Source organism: Microbulbifer sediminum, from assembly GCF_021729035.1.
GTDB lineage: Bacteria > Pseudomonadota > Gammaproteobacteria > Pseudomonadales > Cellvibrionaceae > Microbulbifer > Microbulbifer sediminum.
In genome coordinates this window covers 100,197-114,983 of record NZ_JAJSAP010000006.1, presented here as the reverse complement: position 1 = coordinate 114,983, position 14,787 = coordinate 100,197, and the positions used below count along the sequence as shown (strand labels likewise).

Sequence of the window (14,787 nt, the reverse complement as noted above, 5' to 3'; positions counted from 1 at the left end):
TGACCGCCGCCACGACAAAAACCGAATTAAAGTTTAATTTTTTCCGCAGAAATCAGGGCGATTTTTGAATCTATAGTTATTGCTTTCAGCAAGCGATGGGCCCAAGATTCGCGCCCCGAACAAACCCAACTGATAAGGCGCCATGAAGCAGCAACAAGTACAAGACTGGACCTGTGAGGACTCGGCCGAGCTGTACGGCATTCGCAACTGGGGTGCCGGTTATTTCGACCTGAACGACAGCGGTGAGGTCACCGTTAAAGTCCCCGTCGGCGAGGGTGAGACCCGCGCTGTCTCCATGATGGAGATCGCCCGGGGCGCCATGGAGCGCGGCCTCGGCATGCCCCTGCTGTTGCGCATCGAGAACCTGCTGGATGCGCAGGTGGCGCTGATCAACCAGTCTTTCGGTCGCGCGATCGAGAGCTGCGGCTACAACAATGTCTTTCGCGGCGTCTTTCCAATCAAGGTAAACCAGCAGTGCCAGGTGATCGAGGAAATCGCCCGCGCGGGTCACCCGTTCAATCACGGTCTTGAGGCAGGCAGCAAGGCTGAGCTGATCGCCGCCCTGTCAACGCTCGACAATACCGAGTCGCTGATCATCTGCAATGGCTACAAGGACGAGGAGTTCATCAATCTCGGCCTCCAGGCCCAGCGGCTGGGCGTGCAGGTATTTTTCGTGGTGGAAACCCCCTCCGAAGTGGAGACCATCATCACCTGCGCTGAACGCGAGCAGGTGCGCCCCAATATCGGCGTGCGCATCAAGCTGGCCTCCAAGGTGGGTGGCTACTGGAACGCCACCAGCGGCGACCGCAGTATTTTCGGCCTGGGCAGCAATGACCTGATCGCCATGGTGGACCAGTTGCGCCGTCACGATATGCTCGACTGCCTGAAGCTGCTGCACTACCACCTCGGCTCACAGGTGCCCAACATCCGCGACATCCGCACCGGGGTGCTGGAGGCCTGCCGCTACTATGCCGACCTCGTTGAGGAAGGCGCCGCAATGGGCTACCTGGACCTGGGCGGCGGCCTGGCCGTGGACTACGACGGTTCCAAGACCAATTACACCCACAGCAAGAACTACTCCCTGGACGAGTACTGCGTGGACGTGGTCGAGGCGATCATGGGCACACTGGACAGCGAGGGCGTGGCACACCCGGTGATCATTACCGAGTCGGGCCGGGCAACCGTAGCCTACTCTTCGATACTGCTGTTCGATATCCTCGACACCACCCGCTTCGAGCCGGTGGAGCTGGAACACACGAAAATCACTGACGATGATCACCCGATGCTGCGCAACCTGCAGGATGCGGCCAGCAATGTCACCGCCAAGAACCTGCAGGAGAGTTACAACGACGCCCTCTATTACCGGGATGAGGTCCGCTCATTGTACCTGCACGGCCAGGTGAGCCTGCGCGAGCGCGCGAACGCCGAGAACCTCTTTTTGCAGGCAGCGCAGAAGATCCGTACCCTGCTCGACGAAGCCGAGGAAATCCCGGTGGACCTGCAGGCCCTGCCGGAGGTGCTGTCGGACATCTACTATGCGAACGTCAGCGTGTTCCAGTCGCTGCCGGACATGTGGGCTATCGACCAGGTGTTCCCCCTGGTGCCTATTCACCGGCACGACGAGGCGCCCACGCGTTCGGCGATCATCGCGGATATCACCTGCGACTGCGACGGCAAGATCGACCGCTTTATCGGTCGCCAGGAAGAGCAGAAGACATTGCCACTGCACCCGCTGCGCGAGGGAGAGGACTATATCCTTGGCACTTTCCTTGTTGGCGCCTACCAGGAAACCCTGGGGGACCTGCATAACCTGTTCGGCGATACCAACGTGGTGAATGTGCGTATCAACGACGACGGTAGCGTCGATTACAACCGCGAAATCCACGGCGACAGCATCGCGGACGTATTGAGCTATGTGGAGTACCGTCCGCAGGATATGTTTGAGCGTTTCCGCAAGCTGGCGGAGCGTGCGGTCAAAGGCGGACGCATCAGCCCGCAGCAGCGCAAGCAGATCCTGCACACCTATACCGCCAGCATGAGTGGTTACACCTATTTCGAAAAGTAGTGCAGAGCAGGGAGAGGGCCCACCCAGAACCCGCAGGCCCCTCCCGCTGCGTTACCGCAAGAATAACGGCCAATGGCCGCGTGAAAAAATTAACGGAGGATTTTCATGGCCAATGTACTGATTGTCGGCGCCGGTGGTGTCGGCCAGGTTGTCGCCCATAAATGTGCCCAGGTGGAGGATGTCTTCGAGAACATCACCCTGGCCAGCCGCACCAAGAGCAAGTGCGACAAGATCGCCGCAATGCTGCCGCGCAAGATCAACACCGCCGAGGTGGATGCCGACAACGTGAAGGAAATGGTGGCGCTGATCAACAAGGTCAAGCCGGACATGGTGATCAATGTCGCCCTGCCCTACCAGGACCTGCACATCATGGACGCCTGCCTCGAGACTGGCGTGCACTACCTGGATACCGCCAACTACGAGCCCCCGGAAGAAGCCAAGTTCGAGTACAAGTGGCAGTGGGCCTACCAGGAGAAGTTCGAAAAAGCCGGCCTGATGGCACTGCTCGGCAGCGGTTTCGATCCCGGCGTCACCAGTGTCTTCACCGCCTACGCCAAGAAGCACCACTTCGACCGTATCAAGACGCTGGACATCATCGACTGCAATGCCGGTGATCACGGCCTGCCGTTCGCCACCAACTTCAACCCGGAAATCAATATCCGCGAGATCACTGCCAATGGGCGCTACTGGGAAAACGGCGAGTGGATCACCACCAAGCCCCTGGAGGAAAAGCGCGAGTTCGATTTCCCCGCCGGGATCGGGGAGAAGGACATCTACCTGCTCTACCACGAGGAGCTGGAGTCCCTGTCCAAGCACTTCCCCGAGATCGAGCGCGCGCGTTTCTGGATGACCTTCGGAGCCAGCTACCTCAAGCACCTGGAAGTCCTGCAGAACGTCGGCATGACCAGCATCGAGCCGGTGAAATTCCAGGGCCAGGAAATCGTGCCCATCCAGTTCCTCAAGGCGCTGCTGCCGGACCCGGCCAGCCTGGGGCCGCTGACCAAGGGCAAGACCTGCATTGGCAATATCGTGCACGGCACCAAGGATGGTGAGGACAAGGTTTACTACGTATACAACATCTGTGACCACCAGGAATGCTACAAGGAGGTGAAATCCCAGGCCATCTCCTACACCACCGGTGTGCCTGCGATGATCGGCGCCAAGATGATGCTGGAAGGCAAGTGGATGAAGCCCGGCGTATGGAACCTGGAGCAGCTGGATCCGGACCCGTTCATGCACGACCTGAACCAGTACGGCTTGCCGTGGCAGGAGACCTGGCTGGACAAGCCGTTCCAGTAATCGCGACCTTTTAATATTGCACCGCCGCCTTCGGGGCCTGGCTTCAGGTTCCGGCGGCAGATCTCGACGACGACCACCTATGGACCTGACCCCTCGTAAAGACTATTTCGGCAACTTCGATCCCACCCGGGTGCCGTCACCCTGCTTTGTGGTGGATGAGGCCGCGCTGCGCGACAACCTGGCAGTGCTGGCTGATGTACAGCAGCGCAGTGGCGCGAAGGTGCTCGCCGCCCTGAAGGCTTTCTCAATGTTCCGCACCGGGCCGATCATCGCCGAGTACCTCAGCGGCACCTGTGCCAGTGGCCTTAACGAGGCGCGGCTCGGCTACGAGGAATACGGCGGCCGCGACCAGGGCAGGGAGGTCCATGTCTTCAGCGCCGGTTACAAGGAAAGTGAGCTTCGGCAGATCCTGGGGTTCGCCCACCACGTAATTTTCAATTCCTTTTCCCAATGGAAGCGCTATCGGACCTTGTGCCTGGATGCCCAGCAGCAGCGCCCGGAATTGCGCTTTGGACTGCGCATCAACCCGGAGCACTCCGAGGGCACAACAGCCCTCTACGATCCTTGCGCACCCTGCTCGCGCCTCGGCATCCTGCGCTCCCAGTTTGAGGGCGAGGACCTCACCGGTATCAGCGGATTGCATTTCCACACCCTGTGCGAACAGGATTTCGCGCCGCTGGCCCGCACCATTGCGGCGGTGGAGGATAAATTTGGCGAGCTGCTGGCGCAGATGGAGTGGGTAAACTTCGGCGGTGGCCACCACATCACCCGCGGCGACTACCAGGTGGACGCACTGGTAGAGGCCGTGAAAGAGTTTTCCGCGCGCCACGATGTACAGGTTTACCTGGAACCCGGTGAGGCCATTTCACTCTTTGCCGGGGTGCTGGTAGGTGAAGTGATTGACCTGACCTGGAACGGGGTGGACCAGGCCATCCTGGATGTGTCCGCCACATGCCATATGCCCGATGTGCTGGAAATGCCCTACCGCCCGGACATCACGGGGGCTGCGCGACCCGGTGAACTGCCGCACACCTACAAGCTCGGCGGCCAGAGCTGCCTCGCCGGCGACAGTATCGGGGAATACAGCTTTGCCGAGCCCCTGCAGGTCGGCGACCGGCTGGTGTTCGAGGAGATGGCGTACTACACCATGGTCAAGACCAACACGTTCAACGGGATCCCGCTGCCCTCCATTGCACTGTGGAACTCTGCCACTGACGACCTGGAGGTCGTGAAGGAATTCGGTTACGAGGATTTCCGGGAACGCCTCTCCTGAGCCGGCAGCCCCTCCTCACCAGCTTATACAGACAGACGGAAATGACAGATGCTCTCAGACAACGACTACCCGATTTTCCTGGGCTCCGAGATCGAGCAACCCCGCGCTGAGGATGCTCTGTTCCATATCATCCCGATTCCCTACGAGGAGACGGTGTCCTACGGCGGGGGCACCGGCAAGGGGCCGGCAGCCATCCTCGAAGCCTCCTGGCAGCTGGAGACCTTCGACAATTTCTCCTCCCCGAGCGAGCTGGGAATCCACACTCGCTCGCCAGTCAATGTGAGTGGCGCGCCGGAGCAGGTGATGGAGAATATCGCTGCCGCCACCCGCGAGGTGCTCGAGCTGGGCAAGATGCCGGTGGGCATTGGCGGTGAGCATTCGGTCACCTGGGGCGTGATCAAGGGTTACCTGGATGCCGGGATTGAGGATTTCGGCGTGGTCCAGATCGACGCCCATGCCGACCTGCGCGACCGCTACGAAGGGCAGAAGCACAGCCATGCCAGTGTCATGCGGCTGGTGGTGGAGGCCGGTATCCCGTTATTCCAGCTGGGCATCCGCGCCTACTGCGAGGAGGAAATGGGAGCGAGGCAGAAATACGGCGTACATCACCTGGACGCCCACGAGCTGGTACCCACCAACGTCCAGGAGTTTGCGCTGCCGGAGGATTTCCCGTCGAAAGTGTTCTTCACCGTGGATGTGGACGGCATCGACCCGTCGGTCTTTCCCTCCACCGGCACCCCGGTACCGGGCGGCCTTGGCTGGTACCAGACGCTCAACCTGTTCGAGTCCGTGGCCCGGCAGCGGCAAATCATCGGTTTCGACCTACTCGAGTTCGCCCCCATCGAGGGTTTTCACGCCTATGACTTCGCCGCAGCCCAGCTACTCTACAAGCTGATGGGCATTGTGCAGCGCAACCGACCGTGACCGGGTGTTCGCCGGTAAAGCGGGCAACAATTCTTAACAAATGGCCATGGCGCCGGCCCACAGAAGCAGGTTAAAATTTATACAGATGTAAGTGCTCGCTTCGCCGGAGAGTCCATGAAATCGCTGAAAACAACGCTGTGGGTAGCCGCCGTCCTCGTCCTGACCGCGTTTGCCTTCGCGCCCGCCGCCGACGCCCGCGGCGCCGGCTACGAGCGCCACGGCTCCGGTCACCATCACTTCAAAGGCCACCATGGCCCGCGCCACTGGGGCCACCATCGCGGTCCGCGGATCTCGCTGGGACTGGCCTTCCCGGTCCTGCCCCACGGTTTCATCAACCTGCGGGTGGGCGACCGGCCCTTTTTCTACCATGGCGGCCATTTCTATCGTCACGGCCCGGCAGGCTATGTTGTGGTATCCGCGCCCCTGGGGGCCGCGGTGGCCTCCCTGCCGGGAAGTGCGGTGCGGGTTGAGATTGGCGGCGCGATTTTCTACCAGTACGCCGACGCCTATTACCAGTGGCATCCCGCGCGCCACGCTTATGTGGTGGTACCGCCGCCTGTGGGCGCAGCAGCCCCGTTGGCACCGGCAACGCCTCCGGCACCGGCAAGCGGTCCGGTCGACCCCGGCACAGGTTACGCTCCTGGAGAAGTGGTGGACAGCCTGCCTACAGGCTATACAGCGGAGATTATTAACGGTGTGCAGTACTACCGCTACGGTGACCAGTACTTTATGCCCACCCGGCGCGACGGCCGCGAAGTCTATGTAGCGGTGCAGGTCTACAGGTCCAGTAGAACCCCGTAGCGGGATGCGACAAGGGCGATCCGCCTGGATCGCCCTTGATGTTTTGGAGAGGTAGCGCCTGGTCAGTCGTCGCCCTGGTAATACTCCGGCGCCAGGTTGTCGAAACGGGTGTACTTGCCCACAAATGCGGCGCGGCAGGTGCCGATCTCACCGTTACGTTGCTTGCCGATAATCAGCTCCGCCATACCCTTGTCGGGGCTGTCCTCGTTGTAGTACTCGTCGCGGTAGATAAACAGGATCACGTCCGCGTCCTGCTCGATGGCGCCCGATTCCCGCAGGTCGGAGTTCATCGGCCGCTTATTGGGCCGCTGTTCCACGCCGCGATTGAGCTGTGACAGGGCGATGACCGGGCATTCGTATTCTTTCGCCAGGCCTTTCAGGGATCGGGAAATTTCCGAGATCTCCTGGGTACGGCCCTCGGTGGCCCCCTTCACCTGCATCAGCTGCAGGTAGTCCAGCATGATCAGGGCCGGCTGGCTCTTCGCCTCGGCCTCCTCCCGGCTCATCTGCGGATTCTCCCGCAGCAACTTGTTGGTGTGATCGCGCACGGTGCGCTTGGTCCGCGCGCGCACCTCGCTGGGGGACAGCGCCGGCGTGTCATCAATATACAGGGCTTTGCCCTTCATTTTCTGTACCGCGCTGGAGAGCTTGGGCCAGTCGTCTTCCTGCAGCTTGCCATTGCGGATCCGGCCCTGGTCGATACGGCCGATGGAGGACAGCATCCGCATTACCAGCGAGTCGGAGGGCATCTCCATGCTGAACACAAGGGTAGGCCGCTCCTGGCTGAGCATCGCCGTCTCGATGAAGTTGAGCGCCAGCGCGGTCTTGCCCATGGACGGGCGCGCCGCGAGGACAATCAGCTCGCCCGGCTGCCAGCCTGAGGTGCGCTGGTCCAGCTCGGTGAGGCCGGTGCCAAGTCCGGTCAGGTCACCCTCGGTCTTGAACAGCTCGTCGATCCGCTCGACGGTCTTTTTCAGCAGCGCATCCACGCCGACAAAACCGCCATCCTTGGCCCGGCCCTCAGCGATCTCGGCCACACGGCGCTCGGCCATCTGCAGCAGGTCCGCGGAGGCCAGTCCGCCGGGGTTGAAGCTGGTGCGGCTGATCTCGCCGGCGGCGGCGATCAGCTGGCGCAGCATCGAGCGCTCGCGCACGATCTTGGCATAGGCGACGATGTTCGCCGCGGAGGGGGTGTTCTCGGCCAGCTCGGCCAGGTAGGCGGGTCCGCCGGTATCTGCCAGCAGATCACGGCTGGCCAGGGCCTCGGCCAGGGTAACGATATCCAGCGGCTGTTCGGCGTCCGCCAACTGGGTCATCACACCGAAGATCACCCGGTGGCTGGCAACGAAGAAATCCTGTTCGCCGAGCTGCTCCGCCACACTGTCGATGCGGCTGGAATCCAGCATCAGGCCGCCCAGCACCGACTGCTCCGCCTCTACCGAGTGCGGCAGCGGGGAGGTTTCGTTGGTCTGCAGCTCTTCTTCCGGTGCGGCGTATTCTTCGTTCATTGCAATAATTGACTACCAGAAACAGATCGGGCGCTGGATCCACAGGGAATCCAGCGCCCGATTGTAGCGCGACTGGACCGCTTGTGGGCACTCCCGTGGGGGCGAAACTGTTTCACCCGCGGGACGCCAACGGCCCGGCAGGGCGAACCCTCGGCCCGCCCTGGCTGCCAGATAAGCGCGTTGCGCTTATTCTGCGACGATCACTACCTTGACGGTGGCAACAACGTCAGCGTGCAGCTGAACGTCGATGTCGTACTCGCCGGTCTCACGCAGGGTGCCTTCCGGCAGGTTGACCTCGGCCTTGGCCACTTCTACGCCCTCGGCAGTGATGGCATCAGCGATGTCACCCGCACCGACGGAGCCGAACAGCTTGCCTTCGTCGCCAGCGTTGGCAGCGATGGTTACGGCCAGGCCGGACAGCTTCTCGGCACGCTCTTCAGCAGCCTTGACCTTCGCGGCGGCAGCGGCTTCCAGCTCAGCACGCTTGGCTTCAAATTCGGCGATATTGGCGGCAGTGGCGCGGATGGCCTTGCCAGTGGGCAGCAGGAAGTTGCGGCCGAAACCGGCTTTGACCTCAACGCGGTCACCCACGTTGCCCAGTTTGCCTACTTTATCGAGCAGAATAACTTCCATCTCGGTTTCCTCAATTTCAGTATTGTGCGGCGCGCCCCTACTTGGCGGAACGTCCGCGAATATCAATCCAGCTATCGATCAGTGCCAGCCCACAGAGGAAGCCGGCCAGCGGCAGGGCCGCAATGACCAGCGCCACATATAGCGCCACCAGCGGGCCTCGGCCCCAGCCGCGCTGGGCCACCAGCCAGTGGATCAGCGCAATGCCAGCCAACACCAGCGGGAAGGCCACCACCGCACCCCAGAAGGCAAGTCCCGGGGTCAGCAGGCAGAATACCCACAACAACATGGCGGTGGCCGCCAGCGGTAACGGCATGCGCAGCTGGTGGAACTCCTGGCGGAGGCCGCCGGGGTTGTACAGCAGCGCCTGCCACCACCGCCCCAGCACCAGGGCCAGGGTCGCCGTAATCGCCGATACCAGGGCCAGGTAACCGGTCGCCAGGGCCTCACTGTCGAAGACCTGGCGCAGCTGGTCAGCCTGGGCACCGCCGGATTCAGCCGCAGCCTGCAACAGCGTCTCCAGCAAACCGCCGCTGAAATGCGAGGTCGCCAGGATCCCTGCCGCGGCCACCGCGGTCAGCACCACCAGGGCCGAAGCCCAGGAGCGGGTCCCGCGCAGCGCCAGGGCACCGCAGAAAACCGCCACCAGGTGCGTGGCTCCCAGACCGGTCATCAGCGGCGAAAAAACCCCGCTCATGCCCCCGGCAACCACCGGCAGCAGAGCCCAGGCCAGCACCATCAGGCCGTCGTTGGTCCCCTTGCGCAGGCTCACCAGAGCCAGCGCCGCCGGGCTGATCAGGGGGATACCCACCATCGCAGTGAGCACCGCCCGCACGCGCCCGCGCATAATAAACTCAGCCAGGGCGCGCATCTTTAGATAGCTTCTCTTGTTACGTTTCTAAGCAAAACAGCTGCTTAGGATTCGTGGCTGTCCGTGTACGGCAGCAGTGCCAGGTAACGAGCGCGCTTGACCGCAGTGGCCAGCTGGCGCTGATAACGGGCTTTGGTTCCGGTAATACGGCTCGGTACGATCTTGCCGGTTTCGGAGATGTAGGCCTTCAGGGTATCGAGATCTTTGTAGTCGATACGCTTTACACCTTCTGCGGTGAAACGGCAGAACTTACGACGACGGAAAAAACGTGCCATCTGGTAACCCCCTTACTCTTCGCTTGCCTTGTCGGAAGATTCCTCTTCCTTGGGCTTGGATTCACCGGAAGACTTGTCGTCCTTCTCGGTACGCTCGCGGCGCTCGCTGCGCTCGGCGCGGGCGGCCTTGCGCTCGCGGCTCTCTTTTTCCGCCTTCATGATGGGGCTCTCTTCGGTGATCGCTTCATCTTCGCGGATCACCATGTTGCGCAGCACGGCATCGTTGTAACGGAAGTTGGTGGTCAGCTCTTCCAGAGCTTCTTCGGTGCACTCGACGTTCATCAGCACGTAGTGCGCCTTGTGGATCTTGTTGATCGGGTAGGCGAGACGGCGACGGCCCCAGTCTTCCAGGCGGTGAACCTGGCCACCGTTGTCCTTGATGGCGGCGGTGTAACGCTCCACCATGCCGGGTACCTGTTCGCTCTGGTCCGGGTGAACCAGGAATACAATTTCGTAATGACGCATTTTCGCTCCTTACGGGTTAAACAGCCTCCCGGACATCCGGTGAGGCAAGGAGTGCAATGGCCCCAGTTGCGGGGGCACATCGCGGGCGGCGTATTCTATGCAGTTGCCCCCCTGGTTGCAAGTTGATCAATGGTTTTGCCGCCGCTGCCACCAGCCCGGGAAATGTGGCCAACCGGTTTCATCGTTCCGGTCATGGCCGCCCCCACCGCCGGCCGTTAACGTCCACGATATCCCTCCAGGAACCCGGGAACTTCCATGCCCCCAACCCTCGAGACACTTGACCACCAGTTCGGCCCGTTCCGCGTGCCGGTCAGCCTCTGCCGGCCCGCCCCCGACGCACCAATGCTGCTGGTGCTACCGGCCCTGGGCGTGCCCGCCTCCCGCTATCAACGCCTGCAGGACAGACTGGCTGCGGCTGGTTACGGCAGTGCAGTGACCGAGCTGCCGGGCACCGGCGCCAGCCTGCCGCGCCCATCGCGCCGCGCCGACCTCGGATACAGCGACCTGGTCCACCGGTTCCTGCCATCGCTGCTGGAACGGCTGGCCCCTCCGGCCGCCATCGTCGGCCACAGTATTGGCGGCCAGGTAGCGACACTGGCAGCGAGGGAGGGACTGACGGGTGAGGCACGCATTGTCACGGTAGCGGCCGGGCACCTCCATTACCGCTGCTGGCGCGGCAACATGCGCCTGAAAGTGCTTGGCCTGGCAGGGCTGGCCTGGTGCAGCGGCCACCTGCTGGGCTACTTCCCGGGCCGGGCACTGGGTTTTGGCGGGCGGGAGGCGCGCGGGGTGATGGCGGACTGGGCGACCTCGGTTCTCAGCGGACACTTCCCGCCCGAGGCCCGGCCCTCCGTCCGCTCCGGGCGCGGGCCCTCCCTGCACCTGGGCATCTCTGGCGATGAGTTTGCCCCGCCGGCAGCAACCGCCCGCCTGGCATCGCTGCTGGGAGGGGAGGTTCAACATGTCGAACTGCCGCGAAGCGCCGGCAACCCGCACCTGAACTGGCTGCGGGAGCCTGAGGCCATCGTTGCGGCACTGCAACGCTGGCTGCAATAAAACCGGCACGCGTCCCTGTGCGCCGGGAAAAACTGCCGGCCCCGCCTGTCGACAGGGCCACCGAGGAAAATCAGAAGGTATAGGTAACGCCGAGGCTTGCCTCTGTCTTGTCGTGGTCGTACACCTCGAAGTTTTCATCGTTGTTGGTGTACGTCAGCTTGCCCGCCAGGCGCAGCCGTGGCGTCACCAGCCACTGGGAGCCCAGCCAGGCTTTCAGGCGGTCGGCTTCCCGCTGCTGGACCCGCACAACACCATCGGTGTCAACCAGCCGGTTTTCACCATCATAGGTACTCAACCGGTACTCCGAGCCAGTGGACAGCAGCCAGTTTCCCGCTAACGGCCACTGGGCCTCGGCGCCGAAGGTATGCCGGACCGGAGAGTAGCTGTAGAAGTTCTCGCCGGTAGCACCGGCAACCAGCAGATCTTCGCGATCGTTCAGGTCCAGCTGGTAACCCACTTCGAGCTGTGCTCGGCCAAGGGGTTGCTCCCATTCGGCCTCGAAACGCTGGCGAGTGCCATCCAGGTACTCGTAACCATCGCCACCGGAAAACTGCGCGGGGACAAATGCCAGCTCCAGCTCGCCGTCACCAATACGCTGGCTGGCCCGGGCCTCGAGGCGCAGTTGCTGGAAAACTTCTTCCCCGTCGAGAGCCACCTGCTCCACTGCGCCACCCAGCTCCAGCTGCCACGCGCCCCAGCGCATGTCCCGGGCCACGCCGGTGCTGACACTGCTGAGATCGAGGGAGCTGTACTCCGAGTATCCGCGCTGGAACGCATAGCCCTGCAGGCGCCAGCCATCGGTGGCTGTGCCGGCCAGCCGGTACTGCCCCCAGGCGAAGAGATCCATGTAGGTGTCCTCTCCCCCGGACCCCCCCCCCAGGAGCTCATCCCGCAGGGCATAGACGTTGTCATCGTGGCCCGCGGCCAGCTTCAGTAGCGCCGAACCGCGCCTGCCCCCGCTGCGCGCGGTGCCTGTCTGTGGCTCGGGCCTGGAGGACTCGGCGAGGCCCTCCAGCCTGGCGAGTCGTGCGCTGGCCAGGCGGCGCAGCTTTTCCGAGCGGGAGGCCACCACCATTTCATAACGCTGGCCCGCCAGGTCCCGGTCGCCGCGCTTTTCTGCTACCAGCCCGAGCTGGAACAAGGCCAGGTCACGCCATTGTGGACTGTCGAGCAGGGATTCGAACCAGTCACCGGCCTCGCCATAGCGTCCCAGCTTGAACAGGGTCACCCCCATGTTGTACGACAAGTTGTCACTGCGGTTGCCCCGCGCACGGGCGGTCTCGAAGCGCTCCAGGGCTACGCCGTAGTCTCCGCGCTTGAACGCGGAAGTCCCCTGGGAGAAAGCATCCTGCTGGGCGCTTGCCAGGGTCGCGCCGGAAGCGAGGCAACAGGCGGCCAATGCATTTATTATCGTGCGCACAAAACACCTCTTTTACATACACAAAAAGGCCGGGCATTGCTGCCCAGCCTGGAGTCAGGTTGCGGTCAGGCGACCTCAGCCACCCGTGGGGGTATCCACCTCAGGGGTTTCAACTTCGGGGGCCTCCACGTCCGGGATATTCTCCAGCACCTCGTTGAGCTGGTCCTGGATATCCTCGGGCAGGCTCTCGATCACGTCCGCCGGGATATCCTCGAGGATTTCCTCAGCGGAGGCTCCCCCGGACAGGGCATTGTTAATGGCTTCCCGGGCGGCCTCATTGGCATTGGCAGCCGCTTCGGCCAGGGCTTTTTCGGCGTTCATGGCCGCTTCTTCAGCGCCCTCGACCGCCTCTTCAAGCTCTTCCTCATCACCACCGAGTTCGCCGTTGCGCGCGGCCTCGGCTACCGCCAGGCCACCGTCCTCGATCGCCATGCGGGCGACATCACTGGCCTCTTCCGGCAGCTCGATATCGTTGACGGCGTCGGCGGCGTTCTCGTTTGCCTCGACCACGGTCACTTCAACATCCAGGTCACCGCTATCGGTTTCTTCCTGGGCCAGGGCCGGCATCGCGGCCTGGGATGAAAAAAATACGGCTGTAAACAGCAGTTTTTTATAAGCTTTCATTATCCACCTCATCGTGGTTCGCTCTTCAACGTCTATTTAAATTGTTTGCATTCCCTGTGCATCCTGCCCCCGCACTTCGGCACCATTACCGTCGGGGACCGGCACCCGGAACTCCCGGCGGGCACCGTCGTGCTCAATCTCAATCAGGATCACGTCATTGACGCGACCGGTGCGCTGCTGCACAGGAAGCGTCAGACGGTTGGCTCCGGCTTTCAGGTCCGTACGCCATTGCAAATCACGCTGATTTTCGAACCCCCGAACCTCCAGGTGCTCGGGCATTACTACACGGATTTTCGCGCCAGCCAGCGCCCGCCCGCTGTTCAACGCCAGCGTTACCGGCACCACGTCAGGCCTGGCTGTTTCGGCCAACTGCCCGACTGGACCGGCCGGTGCGGGTGACTGCCGGGGCAAAGCCAGGAAGACGGCCAGCAACAGGCTCGCGGCCGTGGCCAGCTTCCAGCCGGTGGCATTCCCCACCAGTCGTGCCGGGCGCGACTGCCTGATTGCACCATCCAGCACGCGGGACTCGAAGCCTGCTGTCGGCTCGGGCGCCGGCATACTGCGCAACAGGCGGGCGATCCGCAGGTCCTCGGCATATTCCCGGCAATCGCCACAGCGACGCAGGTGTAACAGCAGTCCCGGCTCATTTTCGGGCTTGAGCTGCTCGAGCTGCTGCTGTGCCAGTCTGCAATCCATCATCATTCCCTCCCGTTTGTCCCTTAACACGTTTCGGGAACGGTTTTGGTTCCCGCTTCCAGTGCCAAACGCAATTTTTTTCGCGCACGATGCAGCCGCGACTTCACTGTGCCGACGTTCAGGTCTAGTATTTCGGCCACTTCCAGCACCGCATACCCTTCCACATCGTGGAGCAGCACCACATCCCGCCAGCCACTATCGATTGAAAACAGGGCGCGATTGAGCTCGCGCTGCAGGATCAATTTTTCCAGCTGCTCACACTCACCGGTCATGCGCTGATCAAAGAGCGCGTCGTCAGCGGAAGGCTCGGCATTATCGTCAATCGGGGAATTGGCATTGCGGCGGTAGAGGTCGACAAAGCGTCGATACAGCACCCGGACCAGCCAGGGGCCCAGCTTATCCACCTTTTCCAGCTCGGCGACTCTGGGGAATAGGCGGGTGAGGACATCCTGCACCAGGTCCTCCGCCTCGTCGCCATGCTGCGTCCAGCGGTAGGCCATGCGGTGCAGAAGGCGCAGGTGCGGACGCACCAGGGCGGTAAACCGGTCCTCCGGTCTTTTCGGCCAGCGTAACAACGTCATCGGGCTTACCCGCTCCCCCTCGAACCTGCAAACAATCTGTTTACTCTTACACGCACGGCATCACGAAAAGGTTCCCGCACCAGCGAAATTATTTTCACTTCTTTCCCCAATCGCAGCTTCACAGGCCAGACCTCCCGCGGGCTTCCGAGGAAAAATTTCCAACAGCAGCCGCAACGGGAACCTTTTGCTGTGAAAATCCGGGGCCCCTGCGCCGGCAATGGCCTCCCGCCTGCAGTGGCTTCGACAGGCCACCTATCGGCTAGTTTCACGGCTGCTGATCCGGAGATACGCTGGCCTCG

General features: G+C 62.4%; 15 protein-coding genes. 6 read left to right on the top strand and 9 right to left on the bottom strand.

Going from position 1 to position 14,787, the window contains the following annotated elements; genetic code table 11:
- Window positions 1-142 precede the first annotated feature (142 nt).
- From speA to LVD11_RS11795, 5 genes are all read left to right on the top strand, one after another.
- Complete coding sequence (gene speA / locus LVD11_RS11815) at window positions 143-2,065, top strand: biosynthetic arginine decarboxylase (protein WP_237059265.1); 1,923 nt, start codon at window positions 143-145, stop codon at window positions 2,063-2,065.
- 105 nt (window positions 2,066-2,170) lie between these two features.
- The gene (locus tag LVD11_RS11810) at window positions 2,171-3,364 is read left to right on the top strand and encodes a saccharopine dehydrogenase family protein (protein ID WP_237059263.1); all 1,194 of its coding nucleotides are present in this window, start codon (window positions 2,171-2,173) and stop codon (window positions 3,362-3,364) included.
- A 79-nt stretch (window positions 3,365-3,443) separates the two neighbouring features.
- On the top strand, window positions 3,444-4,637 hold the full coding sequence (gene nspC, locus LVD11_RS11805; protein ID WP_237059261.1) for a carboxynorspermidine decarboxylase: 1,194 nt from the start codon (window positions 3,444-3,446) through the stop codon (window positions 4,635-4,637).
- 48 nt (window positions 4,638-4,685) lie between these two features.
- Window positions 4,686-5,561, top strand: coding sequence for an agmatinase (gene speB / locus LVD11_RS11800; protein ID WP_237059259.1), 876 nt, complete (start codon window positions 4,686-4,688; stop codon window positions 5,559-5,561).
- A 114-nt stretch (window positions 5,562-5,675) separates the two neighbouring features.
- Entirely contained in the window at window positions 5,676-6,362 is a 687-nt protein-coding gene (locus LVD11_RS11795) for a DUF6515 family protein (protein WP_237059257.1), read from the top strand.
- Window positions 6,363-6,424: 62 nt separating this feature from the next.
- Here LVD11_RS11795 and dnaB read toward each other — a convergent pair whose 3' ends face one another.
- The 5 genes from dnaB to rpsF all read right to left on the bottom strand — a co-directional run bounded on the left by dnaB (window position 6,425) and on the right by rpsF (window position 10,111).
- On the bottom strand, window positions 6,425-7,870 hold the full coding sequence (gene dnaB / locus LVD11_RS11790) for a replicative DNA helicase (RefSeq protein ID WP_237059256.1): 1,446 nt from the start codon (window positions 7,868-7,870) through the stop codon (window positions 6,425-6,427).
- A 186-nt stretch (window positions 7,871-8,056) separates the two neighbouring features.
- Window positions 8,057-8,503: a 50S ribosomal protein L9 gene (rplI, locus tag LVD11_RS11785; RefSeq protein WP_237059253.1), complete on the bottom strand. Its 447-nt coding sequence runs from the start codon at window positions 8,501-8,503 to the stop codon at window positions 8,057-8,059.
- A 37-nt stretch (window positions 8,504-8,540) separates the two neighbouring features.
- Window positions 8,541-9,371, bottom strand: coding sequence for a hypothetical protein (locus LVD11_RS11780; RefSeq protein ID WP_237059251.1), 831 nt, complete (start codon window positions 9,369-9,371; stop codon window positions 8,541-8,543).
- Window positions 9,372-9,415: 44 nt separating this feature from the next.
- Window positions 9,416-9,646, bottom strand: a complete 231-nt coding sequence (gene rpsR / locus LVD11_RS11775) for a 30S ribosomal protein S18 (RefSeq protein ID WP_237059249.1) — start codon at window positions 9,644-9,646, stop codon at window positions 9,416-9,418.
- 12 nt (window positions 9,647-9,658) lie between these two features.
- Window positions 9,659-10,111, bottom strand: coding sequence for a 30S ribosomal protein S6 (gene rpsF / locus LVD11_RS11770; RefSeq protein ID WP_237059248.1), 453 nt, complete (start codon window positions 10,109-10,111; stop codon window positions 9,659-9,661).
- Between the two features lie 255 nt (window positions 10,112-10,366).
- Here rpsF and LVD11_RS11765 point away from each other — a divergent pair, with 255 nt between their 5' ends.
- Entirely contained in the window at window positions 10,367-11,167 is an 801-nt protein-coding gene (locus LVD11_RS11765) for an alpha/beta fold hydrolase (protein ID WP_237059246.1), read from the top strand.
- Window positions 11,168-11,237: 70 nt separating this feature from the next.
- On the opposite strand, the gene LVD11_RS11760 is transcribed toward LVD11_RS11765, so the two are convergent.
- From LVD11_RS11760 to LVD11_RS11745, 4 genes are all read right to left on the bottom strand, one after another.
- Complete coding sequence (locus tag LVD11_RS11760; protein WP_237059244.1) at window positions 11,238-12,587, bottom strand: tetratricopeptide repeat protein; 1,350 nt, start codon at window positions 12,585-12,587, stop codon at window positions 11,238-11,240.
- Window positions 12,588-12,662: 75 nt separating this feature from the next.
- Window positions 12,663-13,211 (bottom strand): hypothetical protein, encoded by a 549-nt coding sequence (locus LVD11_RS11755; RefSeq protein WP_237059242.1) that lies wholly within the window; start codon window positions 13,209-13,211, stop codon window positions 12,663-12,665.
- Between the two features lie 36 nt (window positions 13,212-13,247).
- Window positions 13,248-13,907 carry a hypothetical protein gene (locus LVD11_RS11750; RefSeq protein WP_237059240.1) on the bottom strand — a complete coding sequence of 220 codons (660 nt, stop codon included), beginning with the start codon at window positions 13,905-13,907 and terminating at the stop codon, window positions 13,248-13,250.
- Between the two features lie 23 nt (window positions 13,908-13,930).
- On the bottom strand, window positions 13,931-14,488 hold the full coding sequence (locus LVD11_RS11745) for an RNA polymerase sigma factor (RefSeq protein WP_237059237.1): 558 nt from the start codon (window positions 14,486-14,488) through the stop codon (window positions 13,931-13,933).
- Window positions 14,489-14,787 lie beyond the last annotated feature (299 nt).

What these genes read in the sequence shown, in the direction of transcription:
- LVD11_RS11750 (WP_237059240.1), bottom strand. Translation starts at nt 13,907, where the DNA reads ATGGATTGCAGACTGGCACAGCAGCAGCTCGAGCAGCTCAAGCCCGAA.
- LVD11_RS11780 (WP_237059251.1), bottom strand. Translation starts at nt 9,371, where the DNA reads ATGCGCGCCCTGGCTGAGTTTATTATGCGCGGGCGCGTGCGGGCGGTG.
- dnaB (WP_237059256.1), bottom strand. Translation starts at nt 7,870, where the DNA reads ATGAACGAAGAATACGCCGCACCGGAAGAAGAGCTGCAGACCAACGAA.
- rpsF (WP_237059248.1), bottom strand. Translation starts at nt 10,111, where the DNA reads ATGCGTCATTACGAAATTGTATTCCTGGTTCACCCGGACCAGAGCGAA.
- LVD11_RS11810 (WP_237059263.1), top strand. Translation starts at nt 2,171, where the DNA reads ATGGCCAATGTACTGATTGTCGGCGCCGGTGGTGTCGGCCAGGTTGTC.
- LVD11_RS11755 (WP_237059242.1), bottom strand. Translation starts at nt 13,211, where the DNA reads ATGAAAGCTTATAAAAAACTGCTGTTTACAGCCGTATTTTTTTCATCC.
- LVD11_RS11765 (WP_237059246.1), top strand. Translation starts at nt 10,367, where the DNA reads ATGCCCCCAACCCTCGAGACACTTGACCACCAGTTCGGCCCGTTCCGC.
- speA (WP_237059265.1), top strand. Translation starts at nt 143, where the DNA reads ATGAAGCAGCAACAAGTACAAGACTGGACCTGTGAGGACTCGGCCGAG.
- LVD11_RS11745 (WP_237059237.1), bottom strand. Translation starts at nt 14,488, where the DNA reads ATGACGTTGTTACGCTGGCCGAAAAGACCGGAGGACCGGTTTACCGCC.
- rplI (WP_237059253.1), bottom strand. Translation starts at nt 8,503, where the DNA reads ATGGAAGTTATTCTGCTCGATAAAGTAGGCAAACTGGGCAACGTGGGT.
- rpsR (WP_237059249.1), bottom strand. Translation starts at nt 9,646, where the DNA reads ATGGCACGTTTTTTCCGTCGTCGTAAGTTCTGCCGTTTCACCGCAGAA.
- nspC (WP_237059261.1), top strand. Translation starts at nt 3,444, where the DNA reads ATGGACCTGACCCCTCGTAAAGACTATTTCGGCAACTTCGATCCCACC.
- LVD11_RS11795 (WP_237059257.1), top strand. Translation starts at nt 5,676, where the DNA reads ATGAAATCGCTGAAAACAACGCTGTGGGTAGCCGCCGTCCTCGTCCTG.
- speB (WP_237059259.1), top strand. Translation starts at nt 4,686, where the DNA reads ATGCTCTCAGACAACGACTACCCGATTTTCCTGGGCTCCGAGATCGAG.